Annotated in this window: 16 protein-coding genes; 11 read left to right on the top strand and 5 right to left on the bottom strand. The window is 52.5% G+C overall.

What is annotated here, in order from left to right:
- Positions 1 to 26: 26 nt before the first annotated feature.
- The 3 genes from ACJBF3_RS09860 (at position 27) to ACJBF3_RS09850 (ending at position 1,919) form a co-directional block, all read left to right on the top strand.
- Positions 27 to 764, top strand: a complete 738-nt coding sequence (locus ACJBF3_RS09860) for a phosphatase (RefSeq protein WP_045326926.1) — start codon at positions 27 to 29, stop codon at positions 762 to 764.
- 21 nt (positions 765 to 785) lie between these two features.
- A complete protein-coding gene (locus tag ACJBF3_RS09855) occupies positions 786 to 1,340 on the top strand; it encodes a molecular chaperone (protein ID WP_045326927.1) in 555 nt (184 codons plus the stop codon).
- A 96-nt stretch (positions 1,341 to 1,436) separates the two neighbouring features.
- Positions 1,437 to 1,919 (top strand): DUF1097 domain-containing protein, encoded by a 483-nt coding sequence (locus ACJBF3_RS09850; RefSeq protein WP_072265743.1) that lies wholly within the window; start codon positions 1,437 to 1,439, stop codon positions 1,917 to 1,919.
- A 43-nt stretch (positions 1,920 to 1,962) separates the two neighbouring features.
- On the opposite strand, the gene csgG is transcribed toward ACJBF3_RS09850, so the two are convergent.
- The 4 genes from csgG to csgD are packed head-to-tail and all read right to left on the bottom strand — an operon-like array spanning position 1,963 to position 4,304.
- Positions 1,963 to 2,796, bottom strand: a complete 834-nt coding sequence (gene csgG, locus ACJBF3_RS09845) for a curli production assembly/transport protein CsgG (RefSeq protein WP_028019093.1) — start codon at positions 2,794 to 2,796, stop codon at positions 1,963 to 1,965.
- A gap of 26 nt (positions 2,797 to 2,822) precedes the next feature.
- Positions 2,823 to 3,236, bottom strand: coding sequence for a curli production assembly/transport protein CsgF (gene csgF / locus ACJBF3_RS09840; RefSeq protein WP_045326929.1), 414 nt, complete (start codon positions 3,234 to 3,236; stop codon positions 2,823 to 2,825).
- 23 nt (positions 3,237 to 3,259) lie between these two features.
- The gene (gene csgE, locus ACJBF3_RS09835; protein WP_045326930.1) at positions 3,260 to 3,649 is read right to left on the bottom strand and encodes a curli production assembly/transport protein CsgE; all 390 of its coding nucleotides are present in this window, start codon (positions 3,647 to 3,649) and stop codon (positions 3,260 to 3,262) included.
- Between the two features lie 4 nt (positions 3,650 to 3,653).
- A complete protein-coding gene (gene csgD / locus ACJBF3_RS09830) occupies positions 3,654 to 4,304 on the bottom strand; it encodes a biofilm master transcriptional regulator CsgD (RefSeq protein ID WP_021240790.1) in 651 nt (216 codons plus the stop codon).
- Between the two features lie 764 nt (positions 4,305 to 5,068).
- On the opposite strand from csgD, the gene csgB reads away from it, so the two are divergent.
- From csgB to ymdB, 5 genes are all read left to right on the top strand, one after another.
- Positions 5,069 to 5,524 carry a curli minor subunit CsgB gene (gene csgB / locus ACJBF3_RS09825; RefSeq protein ID WP_045326931.1) on the top strand — a complete coding sequence of 152 codons (456 nt, stop codon included), beginning with the start codon at positions 5,069 to 5,071 and terminating at the stop codon, positions 5,522 to 5,524.
- A gap of 41 nt (positions 5,525 to 5,565) precedes the next feature.
- On the top strand, positions 5,566 to 6,018 hold the full coding sequence (csgA, locus tag ACJBF3_RS09820; protein WP_045326932.1) for a curli major subunit CsgA: 453 nt from the start codon (positions 5,566 to 5,568) through the stop codon (positions 6,016 to 6,018).
- 61 nt (positions 6,019 to 6,079) lie between these two features.
- Complete coding sequence (gene csgC / locus ACJBF3_RS09815) at positions 6,080 to 6,412, top strand: curli assembly chaperone CsgC (RefSeq protein WP_045326933.1); 333 nt, start codon at positions 6,080 to 6,082, stop codon at positions 6,410 to 6,412.
- A gap of 163 nt (positions 6,413 to 6,575) precedes the next feature.
- Complete coding sequence (locus ACJBF3_RS09810) at positions 6,576 to 6,896, top strand: type 1 fimbrial protein (RefSeq protein WP_045326934.1); 321 nt, start codon at positions 6,576 to 6,578, stop codon at positions 6,894 to 6,896.
- A gap of 106 nt (positions 6,897 to 7,002) precedes the next feature.
- Positions 7,003 to 7,545 carry an O-acetyl-ADP-ribose deacetylase gene (gene ymdB / locus ACJBF3_RS09805; protein ID WP_045326935.1) on the top strand — a complete coding sequence of 181 codons (543 nt, stop codon included), beginning with the start codon at positions 7,003 to 7,005 and terminating at the stop codon, positions 7,543 to 7,545.
- A gap of 33 nt (positions 7,546 to 7,578) precedes the next feature.
- Here the strand turns inward: ymdB and mdoC are convergent, their stop codons facing one another.
- Entirely contained in the window at positions 7,579 to 8,718 is a 1,140-nt protein-coding gene (mdoC, locus tag ACJBF3_RS09800) for a glucans biosynthesis protein MdoC (RefSeq protein ID WP_045326936.1), read from the bottom strand.
- A gap of 254 nt (positions 8,719 to 8,972) precedes the next feature.
- Here mdoC and mdoG point away from each other — a divergent pair, with 254 nt between their 5' ends.
- From mdoG to ACJBF3_RS09785, 3 genes are all read left to right on the top strand, one after another.
- On the top strand, positions 8,973 to 10,526 hold the full coding sequence (mdoG, locus tag ACJBF3_RS09795) for a glucans biosynthesis protein MdoG (protein WP_032672403.1): 1,554 nt from the start codon (positions 8,973 to 8,975) through the stop codon (positions 10,524 to 10,526).
- Positions 10,519 to 13,047, top strand: a complete 2,529-nt coding sequence (gene mdoH / locus ACJBF3_RS09790; protein ID WP_045326937.1) for a glucans biosynthesis glucosyltransferase MdoH — start codon at positions 10,519 to 10,521, stop codon at positions 13,045 to 13,047. The genes mdoG and mdoH overlap by 8 nt, the downstream gene beginning before the upstream one ends.
- Before the next feature lie 84 nt (positions 13,048 to 13,131).
- Entirely contained in the window at positions 13,132 to 13,359 is a 228-nt protein-coding gene (locus ACJBF3_RS09785) for a YceK/YidQ family lipoprotein (protein WP_045326938.1), read from the top strand.

Below are 13,359 nucleotides of genomic sequence, written 5' to 3'. Positions count from 1 at the left end.
TTGGAAAAACCGCAGAGGAGAGAGAGATGTATCCCGTTGACCTGCATATGCACACCGTCGCCAGCACCCACGCGTATAGCAACCTCCATGATTATATCGCCCAGGCGAAGCTTAAAGGCATCAAGCTTTTCGCGATCACCGATCATGGCCCGGACATGGCGGACGCGCCGCACTACTGGCATTTTGTGAATATGCGTATCTGGCCACGACTGGTGGATGGCATTGGGATCCTGCGCGGCATTGAGGCGAACATCAAAAACACCGACGGTGAGATTGACTGCACCGGCCCGATGCTGACCTCTCTCGACCTTATCCTCGCCGGTTTTCATGAGCCGGTTTTCCCGCCTCAGGATAAAGAGACCCACACCGCGGCGATGATTGCCACCATTGCCAGCGGCAATGTGCACATTATCAGTCATCCCGGTAACCCGAAGTACCCCATTGATATTCAGGCCGTCGCGCAGGCGGCAGCGAAACACCGCGTGGCGCTGGAGATTAACAACTCCTCCTTCGTTCACTCGCGTAAGGGCAGTGAAGCCAACTGTCGTGAGGTGGCCGCTGCCGTGCGTGATGCCGGCGGCATGGTGGCGCTGGGCTCAGATTCCCATACCGCGTTTACGCTGGGTGATTTCAGCGAGTGCCTGAAAGTGCTGAATGATGTTAACTTCCCGGAAGCGCAAATCCTCAACGTCACCCCACGCCGCATGCTCGATTTCCTCGAGTCGCGCGGCATGGAGCCGATTGACGAATTTGCCGATCTTTAATTGTGTAATGGAATAATAAAAATGAACGAGTTCTCCATCCTTTGTCGCGTGCTGGGTACGCTCTATTATCGCCAGCCGCAGGACCCGCTGTTGGTTCCGCTTTTTACGTTAATTCGTGAAGGCAAACTGGCGCAGAACTGGCCGCTGGAACAGGATGATTTACTGGAACGTCTGCAAAAAAGCTGCGACATGCAGCAGATTGCGACGGACTACAATGCGCTGTTCGTCGGCGAGGGGTGCCGCGTTTCGCCATACCGTTCCGCCTGGCAGGAAGGGGCAACGGAAGCGGAAGTGCGTGCTTTCCTCTCTTCGCGCGGTATGCCGCTGAGCGATACGCCTGCCGACCATATCGGTACGCTGCTGCTGGCTGCCTCCTGGATCGAAGACAACGCCGGGGATGATGAGAACGAAGCCATCGAAACCCTTTTCGAAACGTATCTGCTGCCGTGGGTGGGGACATTTCTGGGTAAAGTCGAAGCCCATGCCACCTCGCCATTCTGGAGGACGCTGGCACCGATCACCCGCGATGCGATTGCGGCGATGTGGGATGAGCTGGAAGAAGAGAATGAAGAGTGATTTAGCTCACATAAATTCTGCAACTCAACATCTCAATTTGCACGTAATGTGCTTCTGATCGCATTTCTCTGGTGCGCTTCTGCTAAGATGCGCGCCATGAACATATTACTTTCTATCGCAATAACGACGGGCATTCTCTCCGGACTTTGGGGATGGGTGGCCGTATCTCTCGGATTGCTCAGCTGGGCCGGATTCCTTGGCTGTACGGCCTATTTCGCCTGCCCGCAGGGGGGCGTCAAAGGGCTCTTTATCTCAGGCTGCACGCTGATGAGCGGCGTTATCTGGGCGCTGGTCATCATGAAAGGCAGCGCGCTGGCGCCGCATGTTGAGATCCTGAGTTACGTCATGACGGGCGTTGTTGCCTTCCTGATGTGCGTTCAGGCCAGGCATCTGCTGCTGTCGTTTGTGCCGGGAACCTTTATCGGGGCGTGCGCGACCTTTGCAGGGCAGGGAGACTGGAAGCTGGTGGTCCCCTCCCTGGCGCTGGGGCTGGTGTTTGGCTATGCCATGAAAAACAGCGGTCTTTGGCTGGCGTCGCGGCGGGAAAAAGCGCAAAACGTCACGGCAGTGAGTGAATAAAAAAAGGCGAGATAATCATCTCGCCTTTTTTACGCGCTTCCCGTCAGGATTCCGGAGGTACTGACATATCGCGGTATTTCACCAGAATCGGGTTCTGCACGTCTGCTTTGTTTTGCAGATCCCACAGCCCGCGATCGATACCATCGTTGATTAAGAAGATCACGCCGGTTTCAATGGCTGACATCAGACACATCATCACCGGCTCGTTAGAGGTGTAGCCAATTTCACCTTCCAGCAAACGCTGGTAATCGATGAAGCGGAATACCCCCGCCTGAACTTCATAAGACAGTATGGTTTTGCTGGTGTTCACCGAAGAGAGCACTTCGCCGGTGCTGACGTTGACCACGCGCAGGTTAACGGCGATTTGATCGAGCTGGTACTGGGTATCCGCACCGATACCGAAGTACCGCGCGCCCACCCCGCCCGATTTAACGTTACTTTCGTAACCAATTATCGACCCTTCAATCATCACGTTCGCCGCCGCCAGCGATTGCAGAGGCGTACGGTTATTGTCCGCGACGGTGCCATTTTCCTGGGCAGCACGAATAATCTTGCGTTCGTTCAACAGGTTCTGCAGCCCCTGACGTTCCAGAGGAATAAACCAGTGTGAATCCTTCAGCGCGGTAACCAGCATCGCGGTGGCGCTTTGCGGCACGGCCGTGGAGAAGTTACTTGCCGGGTACGGTTTGAATTGCCCGGTTTCATCCTGAATGTTGTACACGGAGACAAATATTTTCCCCGTAGGAGAAGGTAAATGCGTTAAATCACGATAACTCTGGGCCCGAGGCATTAATGTCGGTTTTGCAGCTTCTTTAGGCGGAGCAGTTAAACAACCGCTCAATAAGCACACTGCAACAAATATCAGGAAGCGCTGCATGATTGTTGTCCTTATTTCGTTGTTGTTTAGAAGTTAGTTGAATCGTTTTGTAGACCGGAAACCTGAATGGTCGAGACTTTTCCGGTTTTACGATCGGTCACGTTCAGCTGAAGCTGTCCGTCCCGGTTGGCGATATCAACAATAAAGTCGTTGGTCACCATTCGGCCGGGTTTACCGGTATTAATATTGGTAAGCAAACCGCCTAAAATCTGCGACTGGATAGCCTGGGTGAAATTGTCCAGTGCGGAGGGGGTATCCACGCTAAAATTCTTTAAGCTTGGGTCCTTATAAGAGTTTTGCGCCTGAGCCTCATTCAGCAGAAACGCGCCGTTGTTAGGGTTACCGCCAAAGTTAGGGTTACGGAACTGAAACGTCATGTTCCCGGCCCAGCTAATCGGGGTGATCAGCATTATCGAAACAACTGCATATGCAATACGCATGACAGCCTCCAGATATCGGTTCGCTAGAACTCATCTTTTGCTAAATCGCGCGTGCTTAATAGAGCTTTATCTATTTGCAGGCGATTAATAGCGTCTTCTGATTGTGCCAGTGCCTGGGCTACGTTTTTATCGAAGTCTAATTTGGTCGGGAATAAAAACGTTTGATATATAACGTCCTGATTAGCCGTTATTGTTATCCAGCTTCCCCATCGTGCACTGGGCCGCTCATTGATTGTTATATTACCCGTGTATTTATTGTCCCATTTGTCACTGAAGGCACGGTAAAAGCTGTGCCCGACCGACGAGACGGTGTGGTCTGTTAACAATCCGGGAACTTCAACCTCGACGGCCTTCAGATTCCCGGCAGCGAGCAGAAAACCCGCTGCGGCGATCCAACTCAACGTGCGCTTCATGTGATTAACGCCTGAGGTTATCGTTTGCCCACGAAACCGCCTGAGTTCGGTTTTTCACAGCTATCTTCTTGAAAAGATTATAGAGGTGCGTCTTTACCGTATTTTCGCTGATAAATAACGAACGGGCGATTTCAATATTTGAAGCACCAATGCGTAACTTATTCAGGATCTCTTTCTCACGGTGCGTGAGCAGTGCTGACTCTGAGCTGTTGTAGCGATAATTTCCGGAGTGCGTGATGAGATAGCTGGCAAGCTTTTGCGAAAAATAACACTCTCCGCGCAAGATACCCTGCAGGCCCTCGACCACCCGGTCTTCTTCTTCCGTGACGTAGAACACGCCATTGATATGCGGCCAGCTTTCGATATCCCTGAAAGGATATTCATCAGGGGTATTTAACAACAGTACGCGGATATTATTGTTTTTCCTGCTTAAAATATCTTGCCAGTAATGGATAAGCTTTTTATCAGCTTCCATCATATCGAACAGAATAATGCTGCCAGGTGCAATATCATCAAAAGAACGTTGAATATTATGCAATTTCCCGTTCAGTGATAAAGATTGCTTTAAATGTTGTAATAACGCTGTCGCTTGCAAAGAAGGTTTTGTGATCAACAGTAATGTATGACCATGTAAACTATGGACTTCATTATACATGATGAAACCCCACTTTTTATTGGCACCTGACAGTTGGCCTCCTCATTAAGAGAGGACCCCAGAAGTACTGACAGATGTTGCACTGCTGTGTGTAGAATCAGACCATAACCTCCACAGGGAGGTAAATATAAAACCAATTTCGTACATCTAATTTCAATCTAGCTTTTACGAAGTTTAAAGCAAGTGTTAAACGTGTAACTAAATGTAAAAATCAATATTAATTTGTTAAAATCGAATGTAGTGAATGATGAAAAATGATGCTAAAGTTGTACATGCTAATACGTATGCATAGATTTTAAAAATCATACAAATATTTTTATCTGCATGATTTAAAATGGAATTTATTATTTTCCGACAATGATAGTTGAGTATGATTTACCGATTATTTCTAAGTCCGGAATTGAGCGGCTGTCTGCCTTAAGAAAACGGGTTTCGTGTCACGCTTGAGAAAAAATCGTCTTCTGCCGTTACGTTTAAACAACGCGGAAGGAAGCGTGGACAGCCTTCGTCTCGTTGTACAACCCTACTGTCAGATATTCGCAATAAAAAATATAAGCTGGCCTGATTCAAGTGATTTTTGATGGAAATTACGACTTTGAGGTGAGCCGTTAAATAAAAATAAGCCGCGCGGGTGAGATATTTAAAATGTTTCAGCGGACATACTCTTCACCGTAACGACGCGTTAACACAATACGAATCGTTTTTACAAGTAACACGGTCTTACGGTTATGGCGTGATTCAATAACCAGGTCCAGGGTGACAACATGAAATACACATCGTTATTTATGGTGTTTACATTACTGGGTGCGCCTGGATTTGTAACCGCAGCGAATTCAGATTTAGCCAATCCTGAATATAACTTTGCGGTGAACGAATTAAGTCTTTCAGCATTAAATCAGGCAGCCATTATTGGTCAACAGGGTGTTTTTAATGACGCTCAGGTTCGCCAGGAAGGTTCAAAACTTTTGTCCATTATTTCCCAGGATGGAGCAGGCAACAGAGCGAGAGTTGATCAATCAGGGGGTTACAATATTGCCTGGATCGCTCAGAGCGGTAACGGGAATGATGCAGGTATTACGCAAGATGGATACGGTAATAGCGCAAAAATTATCCAGCAAGGGTCGGGTAATAGAGCAAATATTACGCAGTACGGTACGCAGAAAACCGCAGTTGTAGTGCAGAAACAGTCGCAAATGGCGATTAACGTTATTCAACATTAACGCTTACGCGGCGACTTTAATCAATCCGACGGGGGTTTACCATGAAATTTTTCAAAGTGGCAGCGCTTGCAGCAATCGTAGTTTCTGGTAGTGCTATGGCTGGTCTGATTAATCAGGATGGCTGGGGTCATGGACATGGCCATGGCGGTTACGGTGGTCCAAATTCTACCCTGAATATTTATCAGAACGGTGGCGGTAACTCCGCGGTAGCCCTGCAGACAGATGCCAGAAATTCCGTCCTGAATATTAGCCAGACCGGTGGCGGTAACGGCGCTGACGTTGGTCAGGGTTCTGATGACAGTAAAATCAACCTGACCCAGAACGGTTTCGGCAACAGTGCAACACTTGACCAGTGGAACAGTAAAAAATCCGTCATGAACGTGAGCCAGTCCGGCGGCTTTAACGGTGCACTCGTAGACCAGACTGCTTCCAACTCGACTGTTAACGTTACCCAGATCGGTTTTGGTAACCACGCGACAGCCCATCAGTACTGATACTGATATCTGTGCTACAAAAAAACAGGGCTGATGCCCTGTTTTTTTTCGGGAGTTCATCATGAATACCTTAATTCTACTTGCCGCCCTTTCAAGCCAGATCACTTTCAAAACGTCGCAGCAGGAAAATATGACCACCATTATTCCGCAGGTCACCCTGGCGCAATCGTGTGACTGCCAGGTTCAGATTGTTTCTGTGCGGGAAGGACAGGGAGGACAAAGCTCTTCCCGTCAGCAAAACACGCTTTTTATCCCCGCTAATCAGACGATTGATTTAATGCGCCTGAGTTTAAATATAAGCGCCGGTGACACGGTAAAAATCGTCGTCACCGTTTCAGATGGAAAATCGCTTCATTTATCACAACAGTGGTCGCCAGCGGGCAGTTCGATCTAATTATTCATGAAATCAATGCGTTGCGAATGTGGCGGGTCTGTGCCGTTGAGCTATGCTGATATCAGGAACCTGGTCGTTATGTTCCGTAACGTGAACTTCGTTTGTCCTGATTAATGAAGCGCGTTTACCCCTCATGGACGATTTTCATTGAGGAGTACTTATAATGAACAACTCTTTTGCTCGGCTCGCGGCAGGTCTGGGTCTGGTCGTTTCTGCTCTGAGTATCCCGGCTTATTCAGCCACGCTTGTTGACGGTGGCGTCATTCATTTTCGCGGGGCCATTGTCGCAGACCCCTGTGAAGTCACTCCGCAGAAGCAGCAGTTTGCCATGTCATGTCCAAATAATAACCGTATGCAAACACGTATGGTCAGCTATGAAGAGGCGCTCAACGGAAAAGTGAGCGACTCAAGCCTGGCGACGCTCAATATGAAATACCTTAATCCTGAAAAAACGCTCGCGGTTGTCGAAATTCAGTATCGCTGATGCGCACTTTCCCGCCCTGCGGTGGAAGAGGATTTTTTCTGATAGTTTTTTCTCCCGGTCTCCTCTGCGATACACTTAAGAAAAAGGCGGGTTGCAGAGGGGCTTTATGAAACCGCAAATTGACATTATTCATGGCGATATCACGACACAGCACGTCGACGTTATCGTCAATGCGGCCAATCCATCCCTGATGGGGGGCGGCGGCGTGGACGGGGCTATCCATCGGGCCGCCGGACCGCAGCTGCTGGAAGCCTGTAAAACCGTGCGGCAACAGCAGGGCGAGTGTCCTCCCGGTCACGCGGTCATTACGCTGGCGGGTAATCTGCCTGCCAGAGCGGTTATTCATGCCGTAGGGCCCGTCTGGCATGGCGGGCACCAGCACGAAGCGAGCATTCTGGAAGAGGCTTACCGGAACTGCCTGCGGCTGGCCGCCGACAACGGTTATAAAACGATGGCGTTCCCGGCCATCAGCACCGGCGCGTATGGTTACCCTAAGGCCGCCGCCGCCACCATCGCCGTAGACACCGTTTACCGCTATCTGTCGTTAAAACCGCTGCCAGAGAAGGTCATTTTTGTCTGTTTTGACGAAGACACCCTGCATCTTTATCAGCGGCTTCTGACTCAGCGCCGGCAAGAGCTGGAAAGCTAAAGCAAGCGCGGCGCATTCAATGCGCCGCGTTTGTTATGAGGCTTTCGCCGGTGGCTTTCCTGAAAAGAGGAAACGCAGGAGCGGGATCCGCAGGTGGATTTCGTAAAGGACGATCGCCACGCCTACTACAAACACCAGCCCAGTAAAGAAGCCCAGCGTGTTGGAGGTGATGTGCGGCGTGATGTAAGCCCCGAAGAAAAGCGTTAACGGGTGATGCACCAGATAAATAAACAGTGACGCATTCACGAAGTAGGTCACGCGGCTGGACTTAAAGTTCAGCAGACGGTGGCCCAGCGCGAAGACCACGTTCACCATCCACAGGCCCAGCAGCATCGTGATCACGCTTTCCGTTTCATACATCCAGGCATCGCCGCTGCCGTAGCGCTGGTTCAGCAGATAGGCTGCGAACGCAAGGGTGGCTCCCAGCGCGCACCACGGTGACGGGGTGATAAACAGCGATTTAAGTTTGGGATGGATAAAGGCCAGCGCGCCGATTAAAAAGAACGGAATGTAGAACAGTGACTGCATCACGACAAAATTAAATAATCCGTCGCTCAAAATCGGCGGATAGACGATGAGCAGGGTCCGTCGCACGGCGGCATAGGCGATCCCCAACAGCAAGAAGAGCACCGACAGTTTACCCATCGTCACGTTAGCGAAGAAGGTATCGGCTTTCGTACTCAAATGGTGGCGCAGGCGGCTGAATATCAACAGGCTCACCGTGGTGAGCACCACCAGCACCAGCAGGAACCACAGGTGAGACACCAGCTCCCAGACCAGCGTATTGTACTTTTCATACGGCGTAAGATTCGGCCAGTTCTCCGCCTTGCCCTTGACGTACTGCAACATAATGAACTGGGGCAGCGTAAGCAGCGGAATGGCGGTCAACATGGGGATCCCTACGCGTTCTACGCGCACTTTCCACCAGCGTTTAAGCGGATACCGCAAAAACAGCATGTAGGAAAAATAGCCGGATATGACGAAAAACACCTGCATACGGAAGGCGTGAATAAAGTCATTAAACAGCGTCAGCCACCAGGACGGCATCTGGCTATTCACGTGCCAGGTGTGGCTGGAGTAAATCAGTGAAATGTGAAAGGGGATCCCCAATAGCATCAGCCAGGCCCGGATCGAGTCGAGGAAATATTCACGTTCTGTTGGTGTTGTGCTCATATAACGTTGTGCATTCTCAGACTTTTCGTCTTATCCCTAAGACTCATAATGGTTACATTCGAAGCCAACCCTACACCAAGACCGACACCCTGTCTCCAGGATAAGCACGCAAAGTGAAAAGCGGGTTCTTTCATTTGCTTATTCCATGAGCCAGCAGCTGAACAAAGCAGTGATAATGTTGTCGGATTGCCTGAGTTTCCATTAAAATGGATCGGATCGATATAAGCACACAAAGGGGGAAGTGCTTACTTATTATGAAACATAAACCACAGATGATGAAAATGCGTTGGTTAGGTGCTGCAGTGGTGTTATCACTGTATACCTCATCGGCACTGGCCTTTAACATCGACGATGTCGCAAAACAGGCAAAATCGATGGCAGGCAAGAGCTACGAAGCGCCGAAAAGTAACTTGCCCTCCGTTTTCCGCGACATGAAGTATGCGGACTATCAGCAGATCCAGTTCAATCACGACAAAGCGTACTGGAGCAACATTAAAACCCCGTTCAAGCTTGAGTTTTATCATCAGGGTATGTACTTCGACACGCCTGTTGCCATCAATGAAGTGACGGCGACCGCGGTCCGTAAGATCAAGTACAGCCCGGATTACTTCAATTTTGGCAATGTGCAACACGACAAAGATACGGTGAAAGACCTGGGCTTCGCGGGCTTTAAGGTGCTTTACCCGATCAACAGCAAAGATAAAAACGACGAAATCGTCAGCATGCTCGGTGCCAGCTATTTCCGCGTCATTGGCGCGGGGCAGGTATACGGGCTTTCCGCGCGTGGTCTGGCTATTGATACCGCGCTGCCATCAGGTGAAGAGTTCCCACGTTTCCGCGAGTTCTGGATTGAGCGTCCAAAACCAACGGACAAGCGTCTGACCATCTATGCGCTGCTGGATTCCCCACGTGCAACCGGCGCCTATCGCTTTGTGATTATGCCGGGTCGTGACACGGTGGTTGACGTGCAGTCCAAGGTTTACCTGCGTGATAAAGTGGGCAAACTGGGCGTGGCACCGCTGACCAGTATGTTCCTGTTTGGGCCGAACCAGCCGTCACCGGCAACCAACTTCCGCCCGGAACTGCATGACTCCAACGGCCTGTCTATTCATGCCGGCAACGGCGAGTGGATCTGGCGTCCGCTGAATAACCCGAAACACCTGGCGGTGAGCAGCTACGCAATGGAAAACCCACAAGGTTTTGGCCTGCTGCAGCGTGGTCGTCAGTTCTCCCGCTTTGAAGATTTGGACGATCGCTATGACCAGCGTCCAAGCGCCTGGGTCACGCCAAACGGTGACTGGGGTAAAGGTAAGGTCGAGCTGGTAGAGATCCCAACCAACGACGAAACCAACGATAACATCGTCGCTTACTGGACGCCGGATCAGCTGCCGGAAGCCGGTAAAGAGATGAACTTCAAGTACACCATTACCTTCAGCCGAGACGAAGACAAGCTGCATGCGCCGGATAACGCGTACGTGATGCAGACTCGCCGCTCAACGGGTGATGTGAAGCAGTCGAATCTCATCCGTCAGCCTGACGGTACCGTGGCATTTGTCGTGGACTTCACGGGCCAGGATATGAAGAAACTGTCACCGGATACCGCTGTTGCCGCTCAGGCCAGCATCGGTGATAACGGTGAAATCGTTGAGAATACCGTGCGTTACAACCCGGTAACCAAAGGCTGGCGTCTGACCCTGCGCGTGAAAGTGAAAGATCCGAAACAGACCACTGAAATGCGTGCTGCGCTGGTCAGTAACGATCAGCCGCTGAGTGAAACCTGGAGCTATCAGCTACCTGCCAATGAATAATACATCTGAATATATTGATGCCATGCCGCTGACGGATATCGAAAAAGCGGCGCTGCCTAAGAGCGACATCCGCGCGGTTCACACCGCGCTGGATGGTGAACATCGTACGTTTACCCGTGATGATGATACGCCGCTCGGGTCAGTCAAGGCGCGTCTGGAGCAGGCCTGGCCGGACTCGCTGGCGGAAGGGCAGTTGATTAAAGACGACGAAGGACGCGATCAGCTTCAGGCGATGCCGAAGGCGACGCGTTCCTCGATGTTCCCCGACCCCTGGCGCACCAACCCGGTGGGTCGCTTCTGGGATCGCCTGCGCGGGCGCGATGTGACGCCGCGCTATCTGTCGCGCCTGACGAAAGAGGAGCAGGCGTCCGAACAGAAATGGCGTACTGTGGGGACTATCCGTCGCTACATCCTGCTGCTTCTGACGCTGGCGCAGACGGTCGTCGCGACCTGGTACATGAAAACCATCCTGCCTTATCAGGGCTGGGCGTTCATCAACCCGACGGACATGATGGGCCAGGATCTCTGGGTCTCCTTCATGCAGCTGCTGCCGTATATCCTGCAGAGCGGCATTCTCCTGCTGTTCGCGGTGCTCTTCTGCTGGGTTTCGGCCGGATTCTGGACCGCGCTGATGGGCTTCCTGCAGCTGCTGATGGGGCGTGACAAATACAGCATTTCAGCGTCAACGGTCGGGGATGAACCCCTCAATCCTGAGCACCGTACCGCGCTGATTATGCCTATTTGTAACGAAGACGTTGACCGCGTCTTTGCGGGCCTGCGTGCGACCTGGGAGTCCGTGAAGGCGACCGGCAACGCGGCGCATTTCGACGTTTACATCCTGAGCGACAGCTACAACCCGGATATCTGCGTGGCGGAACAAAAAGCGTGGATGGAGCTGATTGCAGAAGTGCAGGGCGAAGGGCAGATCTTCTACCGCCGCCGCCGCCGTCGTGTGAAGCGTAAAAGCGGTAACATTGATGACTTCTGCCGTCGCTGGGGTAATCAGTACAGCTACATGGTGGTGCTGGATGCCGACTCCGTCATGAGCGGTGACTGCCTGAGCGGTCTGGTGCGTTTGATGGAAGCCAACCCGAACGCGGGTATCATCCAGTCCTCACCAAAAGCGTCCGGTATGGACACCCTTTATGCGCGCTGCCAGCAGTTCGCCACCCGTGTCTACGGGCCGCTGTTTACGGCCGGTCTGCACTTCTGGCAGTTGGGCGAGTCGCACTACTGGGGTCACAACGCCATCATCCGCGTGAAGCCGTTCATTGAACACTGTGCGCTGGCGCCGCTGCCGGGCGAGGGTTCGTTTGCCGGTTCGATTCTGTCGCATGACTTCGTGGAAGCGGCGCTGATGCGTCGTGCTGGCTGGGGCGTCTGGATTGCCTACGACCTGCCGGGATCGTACGAAGAGCTGCCGCCGAACCTGCTGGACGAGCTCAAGCGTGACCGCCGCTGGTGTCACGGTAACCTGATGAACTTCCGCCTGTTCCTGGTGAAAGGGATGCACCCGGTTCACCGTGCGGTGTTCCTGACGGGCGTGATGTCTTATCTCTCCGCACCGCTGTGGTTTATGTTCCTCGCGCTCTCCACTGCGCTGCAGGTCGTCCATGCTCTGACGGAGCCGCAGTACTTCCTGCAACCGCGCCAGCTGTTCCCGGTGTGGCCGCAGTGGCGTCCGGAGCTGGCGATTGCGCTGTTTGCTTCCACCATGGTGCTGCTGTTCCTGCCTAAGCTGCTCAGCATCATCCTGATCTGGTGCAAAGGCTCGAAAGAGTACGGCGGTTTCTTCCGCGTGACCCTTTCACTGCTGCTGGAAGTCCTGTTCTCCGTGCTGCTGGCGCCGGTACGTATGCTGTTCCACACCGTGTTTGTGGTCAGCGCGTTCCTGGGTTGGGAAGTGGTCTGGAACTCACCGCAGCGTGACGACGACTCCACGCCGTGGGGTGAGGCCTTTATGCGCCACGGTTCTCAGCTGCTGCTGGGTCTGGTGTGGGCGGCCGGGATGGCCTGGCTGGATCTGCGCTTCCTGTTCTGGCTGGCACCGATTGTGTTCTCGCTGATCCTGTCGCCGTTTGTCTCCGTGATCTCCAGCCGTTCAACGGTGGGGCTGCGAACCAAGCGCTGGAAGCTGTTCCTGATCCCGGAAGAGTACTCCCCGCCGCAGGTGCTGGTGGATACCGATCGTTACCTGGAACAGAACCGCAATCGCTCGCTGGATGATGGCTTTATGCACGCCGTGTTTAACCCGTCATTCAACGCCCTGGCAACGGCAATGGCGACTGCGCGTCACCGTGCCAGCCAGGTGCTGGAGATTGCCCGCGATCGTCACGTTGAGCAGGCGCTTAACGAGACGCCGGAGAAACTCAGCCGCGACCGTCGACTGGTGCTGTTGAGCGACCCGGTGACAATGGCGCGTCTTCACTACCGCGTGTGGTCCGCTCCGGAAAGATACTCTTCGTGGGTGAACTACTATAAGGACGTGAAGCTCAATCCGCTGGCGCTGAAGGCGAAGTAGGTTGTTAAGCAGGGCGGGTAAGCGAAACGCCTCCCGCCAGATAAAATACCGGCTTAATCGCCGGTATTTTTTTAGAGGTAACTCATGAGAATACTCATCGTCGTACTGATGGCGTGCCTGCTGAGCGGCTGCGGCAGCATCATCAGCCGCACCATACCAGGGCAGGGCCATGGGAATCAGTATTACCCGGGCGTGAAGTGGGATGTCCGCGATTCCGCATGGCGCTACCTGACCGTGCTCGATCTGCCGTTCTCGCTGATTTTTGACACCCTCTTACTGCCCATTGACGCCAGCCATGGCCCTTACGAGTAG

The organism is Enterobacter sp. PP-008-ECC_S150, assembly GCF_045257065.1.
GTDB classification, from domain to species: domain Bacteria; phylum Pseudomonadota; class Gammaproteobacteria; order Enterobacterales; family Enterobacteriaceae; genus Enterobacter; species Enterobacter chengduensis.
Note: the sequence above shows the minus strand (reverse complement) of the source record. Positions and strands in the feature narration are given on the sequence as shown.

Excerpts from the sequence above, each read along its gene's own strand:
- mdoG (WP_032672403.1), top strand. The coding sequence starts at position 8,973 with ATGAAACATAAACCACAGATGATGAAAATGCGTTGGTTAGGTGCTGCA.
- csgB (WP_045326931.1), top strand. The coding sequence starts at position 5,069 with ATGAAATACACATCGTTATTTATGGTGTTTACATTACTGGGTGCGCCT.
- csgE (WP_045326930.1), bottom strand. The coding sequence starts at position 3,649 with ATGAAGCGCACGTTGAGTTGGATCGCCGCAGCGGGTTTTCTGCTCGCT.
- mdoH (WP_045326937.1), top strand. The coding sequence starts at position 10,519 with ATGAATAATACATCTGAATATATTGATGCCATGCCGCTGACGGATATC.
- ACJBF3_RS09855 (WP_045326927.1), top strand. The coding sequence starts at position 786 with ATGAACGAGTTCTCCATCCTTTGTCGCGTGCTGGGTACGCTCTATTAT.
- csgG (WP_028019093.1), bottom strand. The coding sequence starts at position 2,796 with ATGCAGCGCTTCCTGATATTTGTTGCAGTGTGCTTATTGAGCGGTTGT.
- ACJBF3_RS09860 (WP_045326926.1), top strand. The coding sequence starts at position 27 with ATGTATCCCGTTGACCTGCATATGCACACCGTCGCCAGCACCCACGCG.
- mdoC (WP_045326936.1), bottom strand. The coding sequence starts at position 8,718 with ATGAGCACAACACCAACAGAACGTGAATATTTCCTCGACTCGATCCGG.
- csgA (WP_045326932.1), top strand. The coding sequence starts at position 5,566 with ATGAAATTTTTCAAAGTGGCAGCGCTTGCAGCAATCGTAGTTTCTGGT.
- ACJBF3_RS09850 (WP_072265743.1), top strand. The coding sequence starts at position 1,437 with ATGAACATATTACTTTCTATCGCAATAACGACGGGCATTCTCTCCGGA.
- csgD (WP_021240790.1), bottom strand. The coding sequence starts at position 4,304 with ATGTATAATGAAGTCCATAGTTTACATGGTCATACATTACTGTTGATC.
- ymdB (WP_045326935.1), top strand. The coding sequence starts at position 7,003 with ATGAAACCGCAAATTGACATTATTCATGGCGATATCACGACACAGCAC.
- ACJBF3_RS09810 (WP_045326934.1), top strand. The coding sequence starts at position 6,576 with ATGAACAACTCTTTTGCTCGGCTCGCGGCAGGTCTGGGTCTGGTCGTT.
- ACJBF3_RS09785 (WP_045326938.1), top strand. The coding sequence starts at position 13,132 with ATGAGAATACTCATCGTCGTACTGATGGCGTGCCTGCTGAGCGGCTGC.
- csgC (WP_045326933.1), top strand. The coding sequence starts at position 6,080 with ATGAATACCTTAATTCTACTTGCCGCCCTTTCAAGCCAGATCACTTTC.
- csgF (WP_045326929.1), bottom strand. The coding sequence starts at position 3,236 with ATGCGTATTGCATATGCAGTTGTTTCGATAATGCTGATCACCCCGATT.